Source organism: Microcoleus sp. FACHB-SPT15 (assembly GCF_014849525.1).
In the GTDB taxonomy this organism is placed as follows: Bacteria; Cyanobacteriota; Cyanobacteriia; order Cyanobacteriales; family Coleofasciculaceae; genus Symplocastrum; species Symplocastrum torsivum.
In genome coordinates this window covers 57,632-77,992 of record NZ_JACJNU010000014.1, presented here as the reverse complement: position 1 = coordinate 77,992, position 20,361 = coordinate 57,632, and the positions used below count along the sequence as shown (strand labels likewise).

At 46.4% G+C, this 20,361-nt stretch carries 14 protein-coding genes; 5 read left to right on the top strand and 9 right to left on the bottom strand.

The genetic code is table 11. The features are described 5' to 3' along the window. Positions 1–18 precede the first annotated feature (18 nt). Entirely contained in the window at positions 19–1,080 is a 1,062-nt protein-coding gene (locus H6F98_RS05480; protein WP_242058386.1) for an IS630 family transposase, read from the top strand. A 2-nt stretch (positions 1,081–1,082) separates the two neighbouring features. Here H6F98_RS05480 and H6F98_RS33945 read toward each other — a convergent pair whose 3' ends face one another. Together H6F98_RS33945 and H6F98_RS05475 are read right to left on the bottom strand one after the other, a co-directional pair. Further along, on the bottom strand, positions 1,083–1,205 hold the full coding sequence (locus H6F98_RS33945; RefSeq protein WP_277927520.1) for a hypothetical protein: 123 nt from the start codon (positions 1,203–1,205) through the stop codon (positions 1,083–1,085). Between the two features lie 38 nt (positions 1,206–1,243). Further along, positions 1,244–4,492 carry a HEAT repeat domain-containing protein gene (locus H6F98_RS05475; RefSeq protein ID WP_192217662.1) on the bottom strand — a complete coding sequence of 1,083 codons (3,249 nt, stop codon included), beginning with the start codon at positions 4,490–4,492 and terminating at the stop codon, positions 1,244–1,246. 220 nt (positions 4,493–4,712) lie between these two features. Between H6F98_RS05475 and H6F98_RS05470 the strand changes: the two genes are divergently transcribed. Further along, positions 4,713–5,117 (top strand): hypothetical protein, encoded by a 405-nt coding sequence (locus H6F98_RS05470; RefSeq protein ID WP_192217661.1) that lies wholly within the window; start codon positions 4,713–4,715, stop codon positions 5,115–5,117. A gap of 208 nt (positions 5,118–5,325) precedes the next feature. Here H6F98_RS05470 and H6F98_RS05465 read toward each other — a convergent pair whose 3' ends face one another. Then, positions 5,326–6,051: a Uma2 family endonuclease gene (locus tag H6F98_RS05465; protein WP_192217660.1), complete on the bottom strand. Its 726-nt coding sequence runs from the start codon at positions 6,049–6,051 to the stop codon at positions 5,326–5,328. A 78-nt stretch (positions 6,052–6,129) separates the two neighbouring features. Further along, a complete protein-coding gene (gene prfC, locus H6F98_RS05460) occupies positions 6,130–7,758 on the bottom strand; it encodes a peptide chain release factor 3 (RefSeq protein ID WP_192217659.1) in 1,629 nt (542 codons plus the stop codon). 237 nt (positions 7,759–7,995) lie between these two features. Between prfC and H6F98_RS05455 the strand changes: the two genes are divergently transcribed. Then, the gene (locus H6F98_RS05455; protein ID WP_192217658.1) at positions 7,996–8,343 is read left to right on the top strand and encodes a DUF4870 domain-containing protein; all 348 of its coding nucleotides are present in this window, start codon (positions 7,996–7,998) and stop codon (positions 8,341–8,343) included. A 164-nt stretch (positions 8,344–8,507) separates the two neighbouring features. Here H6F98_RS05455 and H6F98_RS05450 read toward each other — a convergent pair whose 3' ends face one another. After that, entirely contained in the window at positions 8,508–8,861 is a 354-nt protein-coding gene (locus H6F98_RS05450; protein WP_192217657.1) for a hypothetical protein, read from the bottom strand. 184 nt (positions 8,862–9,045) lie between these two features. Between H6F98_RS05450 and pds the strand changes: the two genes are divergently transcribed. Then, complete coding sequence (gene pds / locus H6F98_RS05445) at positions 9,046–10,524, top strand: 15-cis-phytoene desaturase (RefSeq protein WP_192217665.1); 1,479 nt, start codon at positions 9,046–9,048, stop codon at positions 10,522–10,524. A gap of 36 nt (positions 10,525–10,560) precedes the next feature. Continuing rightward, on the top strand, positions 10,561–11,490 hold the full coding sequence (crtB, locus tag H6F98_RS05440) for a 15-cis-phytoene synthase CrtB (protein WP_192217656.1): 930 nt from the start codon (positions 10,561–10,563) through the stop codon (positions 11,488–11,490). Between the two features lie 195 nt (positions 11,491–11,685). Here crtB and H6F98_RS05435 read toward each other — a convergent pair whose 3' ends face one another. The 4 genes from H6F98_RS05435 to H6F98_RS05420 all read right to left on the bottom strand — a co-directional run bounded on the left by H6F98_RS05435 (position 11,686) and on the right by H6F98_RS05420 (position 20,260). Further along, on the bottom strand, positions 11,686–12,474 hold the full coding sequence (locus tag H6F98_RS05435) for an ABC-2 family transporter protein (RefSeq protein ID WP_192217655.1): 789 nt from the start codon (positions 12,472–12,474) through the stop codon (positions 11,686–11,688). Further along, a complete protein-coding gene (locus H6F98_RS05430) occupies positions 12,471–13,454 on the bottom strand; it encodes an ATP-binding cassette domain-containing protein (protein WP_192217654.1) in 984 nt (327 codons plus the stop codon). Before H6F98_RS05430 ends, H6F98_RS05435 begins: the two co-directional genes overlap by 4 nt. A 70-nt stretch (positions 13,455–13,524) precedes the next feature. Beyond that, the gene (locus H6F98_RS05425) at positions 13,525–14,376 is read right to left on the bottom strand and encodes a hypothetical protein (protein WP_192217653.1); all 852 of its coding nucleotides are present in this window, start codon (positions 14,374–14,376) and stop codon (positions 13,525–13,527) included. 136 nt (positions 14,377–14,512) lie between these two features. Further along, complete coding sequence (locus H6F98_RS05420; protein ID WP_192217652.1) at positions 14,513–20,260, bottom strand: translocation/assembly module TamB domain-containing protein; 5,748 nt, start codon at positions 20,258–20,260, stop codon at positions 14,513–14,515. Positions 20,261–20,361: the final 101 nt, after the last annotated feature.

Genomic DNA, 20,361 nt, shown 5'->3' with positions numbered 1-20,361 from the left:
AATGCGCCTCATCTGTCAATGTCAGTCAGGGTTTGCTCACTCTTAGATACACTAAATTTATCTCTTCTTTTCTTGTTTCGCTATATATTTAGCATACTAAGTACTGAAGAACCTAATTTTTTAAATATTGCATATCCAACAGTAGCTTACTGGGCAGTTCACGGCGACCCGGATAATTTGGAAAGTTTTTTAGATGGAAGAAGAGAAGGGAACTTTCATAAAGTCACAGAAGAATACGAGAGATTGTTATTAAAAACAATTGAAAAAGAGCCAGAAGAATATGGATATGAATTTGGGAGATGGACAGCAGCAAGATTAGCAACACATCTCGAACAAGCAACAGGAATTAAGTTAAGTGGCTCTCAAGTTAGGAGGAGATTAGAAAGAAAAAAGTACGTTTACCTCTGGGCTAAATACAGCCTAGAGGACAAACAAAATCCTGAGAAACGTCAGATATTTAAAGAAAAATTATCTGAATATTTAAGAATAACTCAAGCTAATCCAGAACGTCTACAGGTATGGTTTTGGGACGAAAGCGGATTTAGTTTAAGGGTGATAAGAAGAAAAACATGGGGGAATATTGGTCACAGAAAAAAAGTAACAGGACAAAGAAGGAAAGGAAGAGTAAATATTATGGGTGGCTTGCGCTACCACGATAAAAAGAGAATAAATTTTGTCATTAAGAAAGGAAATGCCGATGTTTTTTACGAACAAATTAAGCTGTTAAATGATTCTCTTCTAAAAGAATGGATAGAGCAAGGAAATAAAATTGAGGACTTCAAAGAATGTTCAGCAAAAATAGTCATTATTCTCGATAACGCTAGCTTCCATAAGAAAAAAGATATTCTCGAAAAAATTGAAGCGGAAATGCCCAATATAATCTTGGAGTTTCTGCCGCCATATAGTCCAGATTACAATTTAATTGAATTGGTTTGGCATTCAGCCAAAGAATATATAGCTCATAGGCTGTTTGAGTCAGTAGAACAGCTAGAAGAGTTGTTAAACAAATTGTTAAATGAAGGAGGTCTTGTTATTAAATGGGAACGCAAAATTAAAAACAAAGGTAATGCTGTTTATTAAATTTAGCTGCGTAGCAGCTTACTAGAAAAGGCGATCGCGCTTTTCTGGCGCTGTAGGGTTGGGAAGGTGCGATAGCGAAGCGCTGCTGCGAAGCGCAGATCGCGCTTTACCTCAACCGATCTCATTAATCCAGCTTTGAATCGCACTGAGGAGATTGTCTTGATTAGGTAGAAAGGTTTTTCAGGGGTTGTTCTATAGGTTGGCTGGTAATCAAACCGATGTAAAGCCGTATGTCTTCATCTGCCAGACTGTAGCAGAAGTTGAGCAGATATTCATTGGGTTCGCAGCCATGCAGAATCAAGGCTAAGTTTTGCTTCTGTAACTTTTCTTGGATACGGGGAATGTACTGCTGAAGTTGAGCCGCATCGCTGACTGTGGGAATCTCAGAATAACCTACTTTGCCGTAAATCTTTGTGCAGAGTTTTTGCGCGATCGCACTTGTGTTTGTTTCAGGTTTTAGAGATTGAGTGTCGATGGCGATGGGAAAGGTTTTGTCAATGGGTTGCAGTTGAGAAGGAATATCGATGATTTGATTTTCTAGGGCTTGACCTGGGAAAAGTTCACCGTGCCAAGCTCGATAGAAGATTGGGTAAGCCGTGCTTTGTGCCAAATACCATATGAGTTCATAGTTACTATCTCGGACATTAATACCAATTTCATGACTCAAACAGGATTTACAAAATGCAAGTTGAGCTGCTACATATTCCAAATTGTCTTCGCCTGAGAAAGTACTCTGAACCCAGCCTGGGGAAGGTGCCAAGATACGTCTATCAATTTGGTTCAAGCTAGAAATTACTGCTTTGGAAAGTTGTATGTCTTGGGCTATTTCTACGGCTTCATGCATTAATTCACACAGAACCTTAATAGCTTCCTTCTTACCTTGTTTAGTTTTTCCCAAGGCAGATGCTGCTTGCAAACGCTCCCACGCCTTCTGGCTAGGGTTGATAAATTCCCTTAAAACCCTAATTGCGTTTAGATTTTCTAGGTCAATCTCTAGCAAATTACAGGCGGCTATTAGAGCAATATTAAGAAAGCGCTCACCTCGCTCAGTTTTTAGCAACTCAGTCAGGGTTGCAATAGCCTTCGGATTTCCCGGAGCGATTTTTCCCAAGGTAGAGGCAGCATCAAGATCTAAGCTTTTATTTCGCTCGATTAACTCCGTTAAAAATTTAATCGCCTCTTCGTTGGAACCATCAATTTCTCCTAATAAATAAGCAGCTTTATGACGAACCCAATCAGGTAGATCTGTGTTCCATAACTGCTGCTCTAGAAAGTTAATAGCCGCCTGTTTATCAGGGTCAATTTTACCTAAGAAAAACGCCGCTTCCAGTGGAAGTTCTTGATCGTCAAAACTAGTATCCATCAACTTAGTCAAGGCAGCAATAACTTTTGAGTTACCAGTGCCGATTTGCATTAAGCTGTTAAAGACTTTCCAACGGGTATCTTCATCCAAAAAATCGCTGTATAGCTTGTCAATCAAAACATTGATAGCTCTCGTGTGATCGGTTTCTAGTAAAGTTGTCCAGATTGCTGGATTAACAACCCTATCAACTCCTGTGGGTGGATCATGTTCTGTGGCATACTCGACAAGGTTTGCCACAATCCAATCAGCACCGATACAGTCTCTAAACTCAGCGATTCCAACTGCTGCCAAGAAAAAAGCTCTATACCAGTAAAAATCCCAACACTCATCTTCAAAATGTACTAAAGTCGCGATAAAGTCCTCTTTGTGAGGCTTTAGCACATCATCCCGCCCCAACCATAGCAAAATTACCTCTTTCCACTGCCGATCAAAAATTCGGTAAGTACCTTGCGTTGGGTTTTGGGAAGCGTGCTTTAGAAAATAGTCCCAATCTGAAATCGCACAAGCTGCGAAATATTCCTGAAAGGTCGGATGAAAGAAAGCGTAGACAGGTTGACCTGTGTCTGCATCATTGTAGACATGAACCAGCCAATTCAGCTTTTCAGTAGCTAAGTTAAATAGGTATTCTCCCATGAGATCAAGAGCAAAATCCCTCCGTATCCCAAACCGGGATTTTTCCTTGTCAATTGCCTCTCGTGCCAACAGTCCTAGTGCAGCGTTTAACTCCTTCCGTTGTGTCGGAGTTGTGGGAAATTGTTCTTCCTTCCAGTCATAGAAAGCTCGTGTAAATTGCTCGTACAGCGCAGCTTTAGTTTTCGGTAAATCCCCTTGGCGGAAATACCAGCTTTGACACAGCAATGATAATCGCAGGGGATTTTTGACTAAATCTCGGATGCGCTGATATCTGTCTTCATCTAGCTTTTCCCGTAACGGTTCCCCTAGTTCTGGTTTTCCAGCTTTGGAGAACCACTGGCAGATAAACTGTCTCACCTGCTCGCATTTGTTGCCATCTCCATAGCTAAACTCCAAGGTGCGATAAGTATCAAAACCCTGTAGAGCATTAATACTGGCATCCCAGACATTGATGCGACAAGTCAGCACCACCTGTGCATCAGCAACCCAACCTGTGAGTTCTTCCCTGATTTTGGCTAAAGCTTCGACAGGTGAGGGTGCTGGCATCTCATCCACCCCATCCAACAGCAGCAACACTTGACGACTTTTAAACAGTTCTTCTAGCGCTTTCTGCTGTTGCGTGACATCTGAAGTTTTCAGCGCTTGTTTTAGCCAATTCTGGCAGAGGTATTCTTCTAAGCTTTTCTCTCCCAAGCTTCCCAGAGATATCCAAATTGGGAAACCTGGCGTTTTTGAGGAGAAGGCAATTGACTCCAGCAGAGTAGTCTTTCCTGCACCCGGTTCCCCAATAATGGCAATGCGTTTTCCTTGGCTCTTTTTGCTTTGTCCCTGCTTAATAACTTGCTCTAGAAACTCATTATGCTCATACCTTTTGATGATTTCTTCCTTATCTAGCTGGAAAAAACCCGAACCTTGCTCTGGAGAAAAGGATAAATCACCACTGCGTCTGGGCTGATGTTTTCGCTCGACTAATCCTAGCTGTACATAGAATGGTTCAGAGACGATTTCCGTAGCTTGTCGCCTGATACTCCGTTTCTGGGACTCCAGCATCTCGCGGCAGATTTTGTGCCAATCAGGAGGAGCAATTTCATTAGTAGCAAAAGCCTCAGTATCTTGCTCTACTAGTTGCTTGTACTCCTTTTTGAGCAAAGAGTGTAGTGGCTCAAACTTATGGTGTATGTTCTTTATCTGAGGATAACGTTTAGCAAGTTTCTTATATACGCCACCAATACGTTTTTTATAAGTTTCAACACTTATCTTGAGAATAGCCGCAATCTCCTGCTCATCCTTTTTGGCATTCTCATCAGCAAATCGCACCAAAAAAGTTTCAGGTTGCTCGCGATTTAACTCACACTCAACACAAAGTTGCTTGAGAAATTCATCCCATATCATGGGTAGCACCTTAAATTCTTTCATTTAAGCTTATCCCATAGCCCGCGTAGGCGGACTTTGTTTGTGTAGCTGCGAATTCATTCGCCCTGATATGTTGAAAGCCTAAGTAGAATATTGTTTCCACTTTGTTCCATTTGAAGTGGAAAGTATTAGGGACTGACAACTGACTTGACGATTTCTACGATTATCTCAGGTGGTCAATATGCCACCGAAAAGCAGATATTACAGAAATCGAGGAATTCTCATGCAGGCTAACGACACATACAAAACCATCCCAATTCAGCGCAAAAAGATTATGTGGCAAAATTTATCTTTTAGCTCAGTTTCAGAAGTGAAAATTGCCCAAGCACTAGATCGATCTGGTGTTTTGTTCTTCCCCAACTGCCGAGGTCGCCTCACTACAACTGAAGGGCGCCGAAATCGTGAAAGCGATTTTCTAGTCTGCTACGAAGGCATTTGGGGAATTTTAGAAGTTGATGGAGAGCCATTTCACCCAGCCTCTCGCGCGGCAGAAGATCACAAACGAGATGGCTTCTTTTTAGATCACGGAGTTTGGGTTCATCGTTTCGACTCCAATGAATGTTTTAACTGTCCAGATGATGTTGTGCAGCGATTTTTGCAGAGATTGAAGCGATCGCACAGAAATTGAGCTAAAAATTAGGCAAGCGATCGCATTTCCTGGATAAGGTGCGATCGCCCTTGCTATCGTAAGTTAAAAGTTACACCCTAGAGAGACTTGCTGAGACCGTCACAATTGCAGTAGTTATTTACGGAAAAAGGTTATTAGAGTCAGAGATAAACGAGAGTTAAGGAAGAGCAATCTGCTTGCAGCAGCGCTTGCGCTATCGCACTTTCACTTACTCAGGTAATTCACCAAAGCGATCGCGATACTGCCTTAACAAATCTTCCATCGCCTCAGCACGTTGTCGTTCTGCCTCAGCGCGTTGTCGTTCTTGCTCTAGCTGTTCTTCTGCCTGTTGTACCCGTTGTCGTTCTTGCTCTAACTGCTGATTAATCTCCGTGTAAGATAAGAACCTCGTCCCATGTGGATGATAAATCTGTAACTCCTCTCCAGACAAATCAAAGCGAATTCTCAACTGTGGACTTATCCAGTCAGAGAGTGAGGCTATCGTATCTAACCCCTCTTCAGCCCGTATCCAACCCCTTAGCTGGTTGTTGTCAGGATTGTAAATGTAATACTCCTGAACTCCGTAGCGATCATAAAACAGCAGCTTTCTCTCCATTTCTTCTTGGGTATTGCCAGGAGAGAGAATTTCAAACACTACTTGCGGCGCGACATTGTCCTCATTCCACTGCTGATAGGAACCGCGATTGCCTTTAGGTCTCCCCAACACAACCATCACATCTGGGGCATTCACAATCTTTGGCTTTCCTTCTACTGGATACCAAAACAAATCCCCTGCAACAAACACATTTGGGTCATTTGCATACAGCCAATCCAAATTTTGCTGAATCACTACAATCCAGCGAAATTGTTTAGTATTATTTGCCATTGGCTGCCCGTCACTGTCTGGGTAGATAACCTGTGCTTGTTCGGTTTGGGAGTGTAATTGAGAAACCATAACCAAATGAAATAGTAGTGGGGATGTTCACAAGCGATCGCATCTCCTATAAGAAACGCGATCGCTCTTCTTCACTCATCACAAAGACACAGGTTCCTGCCCCGCCGACACAGGTGCTGAGGACTTCAACTTCAACTCTGGATGGTCAGATTCTACCTGCTGCAAATTCCACTCATTTTTAAACAACAGCACAGGGCGTCCCCAGTTATCTTTCACCGTTACCGTGTTAAACAAACGTCCCACTTTTTGCAGTGCTTCCCAGCCACCCGCTACCCAACGGGCAACACTGTAAGGTAGCATCTCCAGCCGAGTTTCAACACCGTACTCATTCTGCAAGCGAAATTGCACCACCTCAAATTGCAACTGCCCCACAGCCGCGAGAATTGGGTCACGCTTCGCTTCATCTACGGAGTACATAATCTGTACTGCCCCTTCTTCGCGCAATTCAGTAACCCCTTTTTGGAATTGCTTGAACTTTGACGGGTTAGGATTTCTCAGATAAGCAAATAGTTCTGGAGAAAAGCAGGGAATCCCTTCGTACTCTAGTTTCTTGCCGTTATAAATCGTGTCACCGATCGCAAAAACGCCCGGATTGTTCAAACCAATCACATCACCTGGATAGGCAACATCAATCGATTCCCGGTCTTGAGCAAAGAGTTTTTGAGGTCTTGACAAACGTACTATCTTACCAGTACGAGCATGATTCACCGTCATATCTTTCTCAAACTTACCCGTGCAAACCCGGACAAAAGCCACTCTATCTCGGTGCTTCGGATCCATATTGGCTTGCAACTTGAAGACAAACCCAGTGAACTCTGGATAAGTTGGGGGAATCTCACCTAACGAAGAAAGGCGACCTTCTGGTTTAAGCGCATAGTTCAGAAAGGCATCCAAAAACAGTTGAACACCAAAGTTGGTCATCGCACTGCCAAAGAATACTGGTGTCATTTTGCCTTGATGCACCAGTTCTAAATCCAGTTCCGGACCAATGCCTTCAATCAGTTCTAAATCTTCTTTTAGCTGGTAGTAGAGGTCTTGCTCCAGAAGTTCTTCAATCCGAGGGTCACCTAAATCTATGACCGTATCTTTTGCCTCACGGCTACCGTGGGCACTGCGTTCAAATAGGTGAATTTGTTGGCTACGTCGGTCAAAAACACCCTTAAAGCGATCGCCTATCCCAATCGGCCAGTTTACCGCATAAGTCTGTAACCCTAGTTCCTGCTCAATCTCATCTAGCAGTTCCAACGGTTCGCGCCCCGGACGGTCAAGTTTATTCACAAACGTGAAAATCGGGAGACTTCGTAGCCGACAGACTTCAAACAACTTCCGGGTTTGTGTCTCCAGACCTTTCGCCGCATCAACCAGCATCACGGCATTATCCGCTGCGGCAAGAGTACGATAGGTGTCTTCACTGAAATCTTGGTGACCAGGCGTGTCCAATAAATTAATTTGACAATCCTGATATTCAAACTGCAACACCGTCGAGGTAATTGAAATTCCCCGCTGTTGCTCCATTTCCATCCAGTCGGAAGTCGCCTTGCGCTGGGACTTACGTGCCTTGACGGCACCCGCTTCGTGAATCGCACCTCCATAGAGCAAGAGCTTTTCTGTTAGCGTTGTCTTACCCGCGTCTGGGTGGGAAATAATTGCAAAGTTGCGTCGATGTTCAACAGCAGTTTGCAGTTCAGCTTCAATTTCAGTGGACATCCAAAAAGCATAGTTAGGGAACTCTCAAGAATCATTATATTTGTGATTGAGATTCCCGTTCAGTAGCAACACGCCTCGATCTCCCTTAGTTTAAAAAGTCTAATAAATTAGATTCTGACTCTTTCGCGTTAGCCTCCCCAATTCTGGACGGCATTTACGACCTGTCTTTATAAGGGTGCGTGATACAGTCGTGGGTAGAGGCTAAGTAAGCTTTGATGGGATTAGGGAGTCAGTTTTATGGAATACGACCAAGACAAGCGAAAGCTATTATCAGCGCTAAGTCATGGGTCAATCTTTTTTAGTTCTTTGGTTTTGTCTATTGCGATACCAATAGGAATACTGTTCACTTCAGATGACCCAGTTGTCAAGGAAAGCGCTAAAGAAGCTATCAATTTCCACCTCAATGTGTGGGTATATGAAGTAATTGTTGGCGCGTTAGTTTTCCTGACCTTAGGATTGCTGGGGATAATCTTAATACCAATATTTTTCCTTTTCCATTGGGTACCGCCAATTCTGGCAATCCTCCAGTCTTTAGGCAATCCTAACCAGTCTTATCGCTACCCGTTTATCTTTCGTGTAGTGTAGGGTTGTCACGTTGTAGCGGTCAGCCATCAGCATTCAGCTATTAGCTGAGGCGCTACATAGCAGATCTCTGTTAAATGACGTACAGCTAAAAGCTGTGAAACAGCGCTACTACTCAGGAAAACAAAAAAGCTGATGGCTGATGGCTGTCAGCTTTCTGCTATAGCTTAGTCCCCCCAACTGATTTCATGCTCATAAAAAGCCCTTAGAGATTTTGGGAAGGATAGCTGGAAGCGAGTGTGTTTGACGTCTACAGTTTCTTGGAAGCGATTGTGGATTGTTTCGGATCGCTTAGGCAATCTCTTGTAAATTGTCAGACTAGGGCAGATAACTACTAGTTCGGCTAAGCCGCTACTGTAGCAGGTAATTCTCCATTCACAATGGCTAAACAGGGCTTTGAGGGAACTGTCAAGCTTTTCATAGAAGCGTTGTCGTTGTCCCCGAACAGTTGTAAGTTCCCTAGCGAGGGCAAAGTCTTCTTCGCCTAGGGGAGATGGTTGATCGCTACTGTCTCGGTTCATGACTGTTCTCCCAGTCGATGCTAGTGACTGATAATACTTAGGCTACAGCTAGAGGAGCCGATACTAAAAGATAGGAAAAAGACGAGAATCATTCGGTTTAGCATCAAAATGTAACAGAATGCAAACTATAATGAGTTCGAGAATACACCTATCAGTCCCTAAATTAAGAGTAGTACCAACACACATGCGAGTTGCGATCGCCGGAGCGGGTTTAGCAGGACTCTCCTGCGCCAAATACCTGACTGACGCGGGTCATACCCCAATTGTCCTAGAACGCCGAGATGTTCTAGGCGGAAAAGTTGCCGCTTGGAAAGACGAAGACGGAGACTGGTACGAAACCGGGTTGCACATTTTCTTCGGGGCTTACCCCAATATGCTGCAACTGTTCAAGGAGTTGGATATTGAAGATCGGTTGCAGTGGAAAGAACACACAATGATCTTTAACCAACCCGAAAAACCTGGTACTTATTCCCGGTTTGACTTCCCTGATTTACCTGCACCCGTCAATGGCATAACGGCGATTCTTCGCAACAACGATATGCTGACTTGGCCAGAGAAGATTCGCTTTGGTTTAGGTTTAATCCCAGCGATTGTTCATGGGCAGAAGTATGTTGAGGAGATGGATAAATACTCCTTTGCTGAGTGGCTGAAGCGGCAAAATGTGCCGCCAAGGGTGGAGAAGGAAGTTTTTATCGCGATGTCCAAGGCGTTGAACTTTATCAATCCTGATGAAATTTCAGCAACGGTGGTGCTGACTGCCCTCAACCGATTCCTCCAGGAAAAGAACGGTTCCAAGATGGCATTCTTAGATGGTGCCCCGACGGAGCGACTTTGCCAACCGATGGTCGATTACATTACTGAACGCGGTGGCGAGGTGCGATTGAATGCACCGATTAAAGAATTTTTACTGAACTCTGATGGTACGGTACGGGGATTCTTGATTCGTGGTTTAAATGGGGCAGCCGATGAAGTCCTGACAGCGGATGCCTATGTGTCGGCAATGCCAGTAGACCCGTTGAAGGTGATGCTGCCGGAACCTTGGCGTAATATGGATTACTTCAAGCAGTTGGATGGCTTGGAGGGTGTTCCTGTAATTAATGTTCACCTGTGGTTTGACCGCAAGCTAACGGAAATTGACCATTTGTTATTTTCGCGATCGCCTTTGCTTAGTGTCTATGCTGACATGAGCAACACCTGTAGGGAGTATGCCAATCCTGACCGTTCGATGTTGGAATTAGTCTTAGCACCAGCGAAAGATTGGATTAATAAATCTGACGAGGAAATCGTTGAGGCGACGGTGGTAGAGTTGGAAAAACTTTTCCCCAATCACTTCGGTGGCGATAACCCAGCGAAATTGCTGAAATCTCACGTAGTCAAGACTCCGCGTTCTGTTTATAAGGCAACGCCAGGTCGTCAACAGTATCGCCCATCTCAAGAGACACCGATTACCAATTTTTATCTAACTGGCGATTACACCATGCAACGCTACTTAGCGAGTATGGAGGGGGCCGTACTTTCTGGTAAGCTTACAGCGCAGGCAATAAATAACACTCAGCGCTCAGCGCTCAACTCCCAACCACTGGACGGTAATGGGAAATCAACCATTGGCACACCGTTGCCAACTCTCGACTCCCAACAGCCAGTACTCAGGGCTGAAAGCTAATCGCTGATAGCTGCAACTCTTAATAGCTTGCTACGAATGCTCCAACTGCCTAACTCTCCGCGCATGAGAACGCTGGCCTCCCGGTCGGATGCTTACGAATACTGCCGCCAAATTACGGCAAAATACTCCAAGACGTTTTATCTTGGCACACTGCTGATGCCAGAAGAGAAACGTCGAGCTATTTGGGCGATATATGTCTGGTGTCGCCGTACTGACGAACTGGTCGATGGTCCCCAGTCTCCTCTAACAACACCGGAAACACTTGACCGTTGGGAACAACAGCTAGAGTCGATCTTTGCTGGTCAGCCTATTGACGACCCTGATGTGGCTTTGGTCGATACGCTGGAACGCTACCCGATGGATATTCAACCCTTTCGGGATATGATTGCGGGTCAGCGTATGGACTTGTACCGCAGTCGCTATGAGACATTTGAGGAACTCAATCTCTACTGCTACCGAGTAGCGGGAACAGTGGGGTTGATGTCCAGTGCGGTTCTCGGTGTGGCTGACTCTTGTAGCAAAACGCCTTGGGATCGACAGCTAGACGATGATGACCCTGTAGAAGAAGCGATCGCCCTCGGCATTGCCAATCAATTAACAAATATCCTCCGGGATGTTGGAGAGGATGCCCGTAGGGGTCGGATTTACCTACCCTTAGAAGAACTTGCTTTGTTTAACTACACCGAGCAAGACCTGTTTGATGGAGTTGTTGATGATCGTTGGTGCGAACTCATGCGTTTCCAAATTCAACGGGCGCGTAAGTTTTATACTCAAGCCGAGCGGGGTATCAGGGCACTCAGTACGGACTCTCGTTGGCCTGTCTGGTCGGCTTTGATGCTTTACCAAGGCATTCTTGATGTCATCGAACGTAACCAGTACGATGTCTTTAATCAAAGAGCCTTTGTGCCGAAGCCTCAGAAGTTGTTGACGCTGCCAGTTGCATGGCTTAGAGCGCAAGCTCTCTAAAGATAACGGAAAAGATCGTTAATAACAGTCTTCTGAAGGGACTCATTTTTGCTTGCGTTCTTGAGGTGCAAGTGGCGACTCTTTCTGATGTCTGGGGAAGTTTCTACGTTGGAAACTTGTCGCTGAAATCAATCGAGGTTTGACCTGCTTCCTCCTTTAACTGAGTGGGAAAAAAGCGATCGCCTCTACTCTCACCTAAGCCCCCATTCCGGAGTACTGCTTCAATCCCTTGCGCCATAGCCAACGGTTCACAACGAAACAAAGTAAACTCCAACCCAGCATCATCAACAAACCCCGCACAATATCTACAGGTAGCCCAATTAAAAGCGCAGCGGGGAAGTGAATCAGATAAGGGAAAGGAGTCCACAACGCCACCTCACGCACTGAGGGCGGAAAAACTTCTAGTGGGGCAATCATGCCAGAGAGAAACAAGTAGAACAAAAACCAGAATTGCTCGATCGCACTTGCTCGTTCTGTCCAGAAAGCAAACATCGCAAACGTATACTGCATCAGAAAGCGCAAGGCAAACGCTAGCCCCAACACTGGTACAAACAGTAAAACTCTCCACAAGCTTGGTACCCAAACTGCCTGAGGATAAAGTAAGAAAAATAAACCAACTAGAGCCAGCGCAAAAGGTAGACGGGCAAGACGTTCCGATAGATGTGAGGCGACATGGTGCCATACGGGGTCAATAGGTTGTAGTAGTCGAGGAGAAAGCCGCCCTTCCACAACTTCTTTTTCAAACTCCCAAATCACCCAAACCACCGTAAACTGGCGGATTAGAAAGACGATCAGAAAGTAACGTGCAAATTCCCCAGGATTCAGACCAAATTGCCCTTGCGCTGAGGCTTTTGTCCAGACACCCATCAGAATCAACGGCAAAGTCCCCGATAGCGCCCATAAAAATAACTCTGCCCGATACTCCAGCATGTAGGCGTAGTAAACCAAGAGGAACGCCTTCGCTTTTGTAATGACTCGGTTCATGAGGCTACTCCAGCCCGGAAGACGCGACCAATCACTTCCTCAACAGGCGGTTCAGTTACCGTTAAATCAATGACTTCTAACTCAGCCAAAATCCGGGACACTACTCTTGTTAGCCCTTCACGCCGTACTAGGAAACGTACTTCCCGACCTTCCACCGCTTGTAATTCCCCAAAGTTAGAAAGCTTGTCTTCTGGCAAGGGGTTGGCTAGTTCTACCTTGACCTCACGATAAGGCGCAAAGCGATCGACGAGTCCATCTAGTGAGCCATCGTAAATCAACTGACCTGCGTAAATCAGCATTACTCGTTGACAAAGGGCAGTAATATCAGCCATATAGTGACTGGTTAACAATATCGTTGCCCCAGTGCGCTGATTGTACTCCCGCAAGAAATCCCGGACTCCAACTTGAGCATTGACATCCAATCCTAAAGTTGGCTCATCCAGAAACAGTACCTGTGGTTGGTGAAGAAGTGCAGCTAAAAGTTCCGCTTTCATCCGTTCACCCAGAGAAAGCTTCCGCACGGGCTGAGTTAGCTTGTCTTCTAGGGAAAGCATTTCTGTGAGTTCCCCCACTCGATGGCGAAATTCCTTCTTGGACATCCCATAGACAGCCGCGTTGATTTTTAGGGAGTCCAGCGCTGGCAAGTCCCAAAGCAACTGCTGCTTTTGCCCCATCACAAGGGTAATCTTTTGTAAAAAGTCTGCTTGACGCTGGAATGGGATGTGTCCTGCCACTCTCACGCGACCACTGGAGGGGTGAATCAGCCCGGTGAGCATTTTCAGTGTAGTGGTTTTTCCTGCCCCATTGGGACCAAGAAACCCAACCACTTCCCCCATGCCAATCTCAAACGAAACATCTTGCACAGCTTTCACTGAGCGGTAAGTGCGGCGAAAGAAGTGGGTTAATGTGCCTTTGAGCCCTGGCTCCTTGACCGCTACCGGGTAGACTTTGCTCAGGTTTTCAACTACAAGAATAGACATAGATTTAACTGTACTTGATTGCTCGTAAGTCTGCATCCAATGCTTCTCGGCTACCAGCAACCAAACCTTTCTAAATTCCGGCTTCCTTCATAGCTAGATTCAAATCATCAGTTAGCTTTAGTCGTTCAGCCCATTCTTGTAAGTATCTATAGTCTAGGGTTTCAGCTTGTACTTTGAGTACGCCCAGAACATCACGCCATTGTTTTTCAGAACCTGAATGCTGCCGCCAACGTAGTTTGTTCAAAATGACATCTTCAGGGGAGGCAAAGTAAAGTGTTGTACCTTCAAACTCAATCACTCGTCGCCGTTCAAATTTCAGGCGATCGCACTCATCAGTTCCAGATATCATCAGGTCAGCACGGCTAATACTCTCCATGTCTGTAATTTGTAGGGTTTTCATCCGACCCGATTTCACGTCATCAATGCCAGGAACATAAAAACCGTATAGCGTGAGTGCTTCACTGAGGCGATCAATATCCAAAGGAGAAATCGCCAGTACCAAGTCTAAATCCTGTGTTGTACGGGGTTCGCCATAAGCGCTTGCCGCTACTCCATCAGTAATGTAATAGGAAATTTTTAATTCCTCAAAAATGGGATGCAGCTTGGTGGCAAGTGAAACCGAATCCTGAATCCACGTAGAGGACTCTCCAGTTGGAATGGAGTTCGGAGGGCAATGTTCTTGCAACCACGCCAAAGCAATCTTTTTGGCAAACTGGCTTGGAGAAAGGTGCCCAAATTGTTGGCGTAAGGAACACAACGAGAGCTTACGGGCACTACGGGTTAGCGATGCAGCACTACTCAATCGTTCGCTCGGTGACCACTGTCGGAGCAAGTGAAACGTCAGTAGATCTGTTTCTACGCTGGTGTCCTCTGCCTGGGGACGGTATCCGGGTTGGATGGAGAATTTGGGCACTTGAATCATGGCGGAAAGCTCCTTAAAAAACCCAATCATCCAGTAAATTTATTGCGGCGAAAACTACCTTGAAGCCCGATAAAGGCAGTAATCAATGCGTCGTATCGCTTATTGCTAAAAAAGTAGGCAATAACAATCCAACTTTCTAAAATCGCCTTTCGTACTCAATAAGCGCTCTGCTATCCCCAGAGAAATTTGTACCCCCGCGTAAGAGAAGCTCATCATTGAGTCGATAGCGCAGATTGTACTCAAACGGCTGCTCAGTCGTTAACTCCTTTAATACAGAAATTGAAAAACTCCGGCTAATATCAAGACTTGCTTCAGCCGTTAGTCCTAAGCTAGAAGAGCGATCATCTTCATCAGTATTAATTGTCGGGAACAAGCGAAACTCACTGAGTCCCAAAGCATCACCAATGATGTTTTGCACATTACTCAATAGTGCTGACCCAGCCAAGTTTGCTAATCCGAGTGTAGTATCGCCTCGACCCAAGGTATCAACGAAACCACCACCCAAGAGTGCAACAATTTCCGCCTCGCTACGGGAGGGACTACTCGTGAGTTCGATGTTATCAGCTAATTGGCTGGCTGGTCCTTCCACCCGTGCTTCAACCCGTACCGTTTGTGCGCTGCCATAGCCGAACGTTGGGGCATCACTAATTTCTGCTGATAGAGGGTCAGTCGGAAGCCGCCGTTGCGTTGTTTCTGCAACCGATGCTTGCAGCCGCACATCTAACACTGGGTCAAGGCCTCGATTGGGAAGAAATTCAGCCGTGTTTTCGTAGCCCCTTGCTAGCCGGAACTGAGTCGTAAAGAGATTCACCTGACCACGTTCTAGCCGAATTATTCCTTCAGGTCTAATTCCATCTAAAGGTCCATTAAGCGTGAGAGTTCCGTCAGCGAGGAAATTCAAAATTGGGTCTTGCCTAATTTGAACACCCTCACCCAGATTTAACGTTAAGTTATTGAACTCAGTGAGATTACTCGCAACCTGTTCACCACCAGCCGCGCCAGGAGTTGTAGCCCCCCCAGCACCAGTTCCTCCAGCGCCAGCACCTCGTTGTCCTATCTGCACCTGACCCTCAAAGAGGTTGACTTCACCACCAATTTGGGGAGCTAAGGCGGTGCCAGTCACAATAACGTCACCTTGGACACGACCGTTGTAGAGTCCTTTAAGATTGATTGCCAATTCACCAATATTGACAGTTAAGGGATTTTCTTGGGGGACAGGTTGAGAAATGGGAATCGTTCCTGCTGCGGCTACAGTACCGCCACTAAACTGACCCTGCACATTATCAACTTGGATACGGTCAAAGTTGAATAAGACTGTGCCATTAACATTCGTTAGAGGTTCGGGGAGCGCACGGGCGGCGATCGTTGCAGCTTCGACAGTCGCAGACCCTTGAGCAACCAGGTTTAGAGGTCTGCTGGCATCTTGGTCAAGCGTTCCAGAAATGGCTAGCTGCACATCACCGAGTCCATCAACCCAAGTCACTTGACCTCCGGAAAGGAGATTTAAGAAAGCGAGTCCCTCATTTTGGACATCAATGTTAAGCGCTATTTGGTTATCTGCTGGTTTCACAGACGCAAAAGGCAGCTTGTACGGGATACTACCGTTGATGTTAAGGGGGTCAGTGCCAGAAACCAGAACAGTGCTGCCAAAGTTGAGGCGAGCATTGGCGTAGCTGAAGCCACCCTGAGCGGATTGTACAGGTGTTCTGTTGATTGTGGCATCAGTGATGCTTAGTTCGCCTCTGGCTTGGGGGTTGTTAATACTTCCTGAAAGTGTAGCGGTGGCATTCAACAAACCCGTGAAGCCAGACAGTGCTGGTGGTACATTCTGAGTTCTTTGCAAAACGGTTTGCAACTCGTCGATGGGGATATTTCGTAGCTGTAGCTGTCCGGATTGCGCCTCACCACCAATGGTGCCAGCGTAGGAAATTAGACTGTCTCCCGATTGGATACGCAGTGGTAGCAGGGTAATGACACCATTTTGAAAGCTGCCTTCACCAACAATACTTACCTGGTCAACGTTGTAAGTATCCCATTCCCAGTTTTCACCCTGGATATTAACTTGGGCGGTGATGCCAGAGGCTAAAGAGCCATCAACCTGAACTGTGCCACTAAAGCGACCATCCACTAAGTTAATATCTGGTAAGGGGGAGGTAGCTGCTTGAGCTTCACGTTGTTGCGCTAGGGCTTCGATTTCTGAAAGACGGCGCAGTTGTGTTTGCAGAGATTCGTTTTCTAAGTTCACCGCGACGGGAGCCTCAATCGTACCGTCGGAGTTAGGGCTTAGATTGGTAAGGTTGAATACTTCTAGAGCAGCCAAGAGGGTTTCGAGTTCTCCCTGTTCAACCCGGAGTTGCAGGTTCTGAAATACAGGACCCGTAGCAGTTCGGGCAACTGTACCAGAAAGCAAGTAACGACTATTGATTGCGGGGGAGTCGTCGCCTGTACGGGGGTCAAAGATTGGACCCGTAAGCGCCAAATCATTAAACGAAACAGCAAAGGTATTGAGGTTTACGTCTAGGTTGCCGGAGACTGTACCGGAGAAGGGTTGAGTTGCGATCGCAGCCGGGACAGGTGCGAGTTCTTTTATAATTGCGATCGGAAAATCTTGTGTACTAACCCGCAACACTTCCCCTTGTCGCTCACCGCTAGCGATCGCATCGCCACGCTGGATGAAAAATGAGATGGGTTGGTTGTTCGGTGCTATCGCCACCCGAATCTGATCAGTCTCACCTTCTAGATTGAGGTTCAGTGATTGCCCCGGTACTGTATTCACGTTTCCTTCTAATGGGGATTCAAACCTCAAACCCGCAACGACAAAATCTCGCAGTGCCAGCGTTCCATTAACATTGGGAGCAGAAACTGTACCCGCAATGCTACCGTCAAAATCTGCTCGTCCTGCTACATCCACTGTATTAGGTAGGATTTCCCCTAGCTGTTGCAGATTCAAATCTGTAGCGCGAACATTGAGGTTAAATGCTTGAATTGCCTGGACTCCAGGATTTGCAGGGTTGAGACTTACAACACCGCTAGCGTCGAACCCTTCAGCATTTGCCTGTTGAATCGTTAGTTGTTGACCATTCCACGAGAGTGATGTTGTCAAGGGTTTGTCAATAAACGCAACACCTTCACTAAAACTTAGCTGCCCATCAGCTCGTATCCCAGAAGGTGAAAGCGCCGCTAAGGAACCAGAAACATTGAGTCTACCATCGAGGTTTCCTCGTAAATCTTGGGAAAATCTTGATAACTGGACATCACTAGATTCGACAACAGCTTCAAAACGACCATTGCGTAGTTGTACATTACTCGCTGTGAGCGTACCTTCACCAAGCTGTAATCGTCCTGAACCACTACCCTGAATCGTGCTGGGACTAAAGGACGCGAGGCTACCAGAGAGGTTGAAGCGACCAGAAGCTAAACCACCTCGTAACGAGGGCGGCACCTGGGTAAAACGCTCCAACGGTACATCGGATGTCTCAACTGCAACCTCAAAATTACCATTACGCAGTTGGACATTGTTGGCGGTAATCGTGCCTCCGTCAACTTGCAATCGTCCTGAACCACTACCTTGAATAGTGCTAGGACTGAAGGATGTCAAACTTCCAGAAAGATTGAAGTTACCAGAAACCCCACCTTGTAAAGATGGCGGTACTGAGGCAAGACGACCCAACTGCACATCAGAGGCTTGAACTTGGGCGGTAAAACGACCGTTACGGAGTTGCACGTTCCTTGCCGTGACAGTCCCTCCGGCAATATTCAATCGTCCTGAACCACTACCGCGAATCGTGGACGGACTGAAAGATGTCAAACTTCCAGAGAGATTAAAGTTGCCAGAAACGGGAGTTTGCAATGCGGGTGGTACTTGAGCAAGACGCCCTAATTGCACACCAGCGGCTTGGACTTGAGCGGTAAAGTTCCCATTGCGGAGTTCGACATTGCTGGCGGTGACAGTCCCTCCCGCGATATTCAAGCTCCCTGAGCCACTCCCCTGAATTGTGGAAGGGCTGAAGGAAGTCAGAGGGCCAGAAAGGTTGAAATTACCGGAAACTGGACCTTGTAATGATGGTGGAACTTGGGCAAGACGCTCTAACTGCACACCGGAGGCTCGAACTTTGGTGCTGAAGCGCCCGTTAGCGAGTTGGATATTATTGGCTGTAACGTTACCTCCAGCAATATTTAAGCTCGCTGAACCATTACCCCGAATTGTGGAAGGGCTGAAGGAATCCAGAGAGCCAGAAAGGTTGAAATTACCGGAAACTGGACCTTGTAACGAGAGTGGGACTTGGGCAAGACGATCTAACTGGACACCGGAGGCTCGGACTTGGGTGCTGAAGCGCTTACCGATTACCTGTACATTGTTCGCGATGACACTACCGCCAGCAACATTGAGATTTGCTGAACCTGTAGCACGAAGGTTTTGGAGATTGTCGAGGGAGCCAAAAATCTGGGTTCTCGCTGAGACTGCCCCAATTGGAACAGGTAGGTTGACATTGTAGTTTTTGGCGATCGCATCTCCGGGAACATTAGCCGCCTGAACGTCGAAGACTACGCCCCCCTTCTCACCCAGTTGTACCCTGCCATTTCCTGTTATTACCCCTCCTACAGTTGGTATGGCTCGGAGATTGCTAATCGTTAACCTGGAATCGACGAAGCCAAATTTGGCACTAATTGCTCGAAAATTCACGCGGTCAACTAGAGCAGGCTTCGTTGTGACGACTTCTCCAGAAACAACAGGTTTAGCCAGAGGCCCAGTCACTCGCAAGGCAGTTTGGACTTGTCCCGATACTGTTACTGGCAATTCTTTAAAATTAAACGTCTGCAACACCTGCTTCACGGCAACAGGTTGTGTCCGGGCTGTCAGATTGTAATTTGACTGGGTATCGACTACCCCATTTGCTTCAGCAGGAATTTGACCAAAAAGCGTTTTAACGTTTTCCAGCCGCACTTGTGTCTCTCGAAAGCGCAACCGTCCATTTGTATTGGTAAAAGGTTTCGGAAGCTGGGGAATTCTGGCTGTAATATTTTCCAGGTTTGCCGTTCCAAAAAACTTCAACGGTTGCTCTTTCTCAAATCGCACTTCCAAATTGCCATCCAGGTTACCCGCTTGAAGCACTAGTGGCAGTTGAAGCAAGCGACTGAGTTCTGTGGCGACAATGTTCTGCCCAGCAACCACTAAATTAGTTTGTTGAACCGAGGGGCGGCTTTGTCCCTCAATTGTGAAATTTCCTCCGCGAGCTAGCTGACCTGCTAACTCGAACTTGATTAACTTATTGTTTTCAAGAAAACGAGTTTCCCCAGACGGTACGACAACGGTTACAGGGGCTTGAAGTTTACCCGCTTGTGACCGGGGTACCAGTACGACATCAGCATCCCGAAATCGCAATACCTGAAGCTTGACATCAATTGCTCCCTTCTCTTGAGGCTGAAGCTTAGTGGAAACCCACTGTCTCTCTTTGTTCTGCTCAAGGTAGACATCCGGTTCAACTAGAGTGATTTCCAGTTCTAGCGTGCGAGTCAACAGGAATTGCAAGGGGTTAAACGCTACTTCTACCGCCTTTGCTGTCGCTCTGTCAGGGTCTGTTGCTGTTGCTGGGATGCTAGCCGCCCCAAAATTCAAGCCATTGAAGGTAAGGCTCTCCACTTCTCCCAACTGCAAGGGACGATTGAGGAGCCGTTCAACGTTTCTCTCCACCAGTGGCGCTAATTGCCGCTGGACAAAAAACCAGCCAAAGCCAATCCCGCCACCGAGTCCGGCAAGAAAAATTACACCAAGAGCAAGACCTAGACGCCGATATCGTCGCCGTAAACGCCTGGTAGAAGCCTGTTCTGGTTTATTCCCTGTATTGGATTCAGGTTCGTTGCCTGGATTGGGGGCGTTTGTCATCTTCTCCTCGTTAGGCACCTCAGACTACAGGTGGCATCGCTGCCACTGTCATACCCTGTCCCACTCGTCAGGACACTTCTACAAGCGTGTAATATTTAACC

Coding starts and splice junctions, on each gene's coding strand:
- H6F98_RS05450 (WP_192217657.1), bottom strand. CDS start 8,861: ATGAACCGAGACAGTAGCGATCAACCATCTCCCCTAGGCGAAGAAGAC.
- H6F98_RS05435 (WP_192217655.1), bottom strand. CDS start 12,474: ATGAACCGAGTCATTACAAAAGCGAAGGCGTTCCTCTTGGTTTACTAC.
- H6F98_RS33945 (WP_277927520.1), bottom strand. CDS start 1,205: ATGAGATCGGTTGAGGTAAAGCGCGATCTGCGCTTCGCAGCAGCGCTT.
- H6F98_RS05475 (WP_192217662.1), bottom strand. CDS start 4,492: ATGAAAGAATTTAAGGTGCTACCCATGATATGGGATGAATTTCTCAAG.
- H6F98_RS05420 (WP_192217652.1), bottom strand. CDS start 20,260: ATGACAAACGCCCCCAATCCAGGCAACGAACCTGAATCCAATACAGGG.
- pds (WP_192217665.1), top strand. CDS start 9,046: ATGCGAGTTGCGATCGCCGGAGCGGGTTTAGCAGGACTCTCCTGCGCC.
- H6F98_RS05480 (WP_242058386.1), top strand. CDS start 19: ATGTCAGTCAGGGTTTGCTCACTCTTAGATACACTAAATTTATCTCTT.
- H6F98_RS05465 (WP_192217660.1), bottom strand. CDS start 6,051: ATGGTTTCTCAATTACACTCCCAAACCGAACAAGCACAGGTTATCTAC.
- H6F98_RS05430 (WP_192217654.1), bottom strand. CDS start 13,454: ATGTCTATTCTTGTAGTTGAAAACCTGAGCAAAGTCTACCCGGTAGCG.
- H6F98_RS05425 (WP_192217653.1), bottom strand. CDS start 14,376: ATGATTCAAGTGCCCAAATTCTCCATCCAACCCGGATACCGTCCCCAG.
- crtB (WP_192217656.1), top strand. CDS start 10,561: ATGCTCCAACTGCCTAACTCTCCGCGCATGAGAACGCTGGCCTCCCGG.
- prfC (WP_192217659.1), bottom strand. CDS start 7,758: ATGTCCACTGAAATTGAAGCTGAACTGCAAACTGCTGTTGAACATCGA.
- H6F98_RS05470 (WP_192217661.1), top strand. CDS start 4,713: ATGCAGGCTAACGACACATACAAAACCATCCCAATTCAGCGCAAAAAG.
- H6F98_RS05455 (WP_192217658.1), top strand. CDS start 7,996: ATGGAATACGACCAAGACAAGCGAAAGCTATTATCAGCGCTAAGTCAT.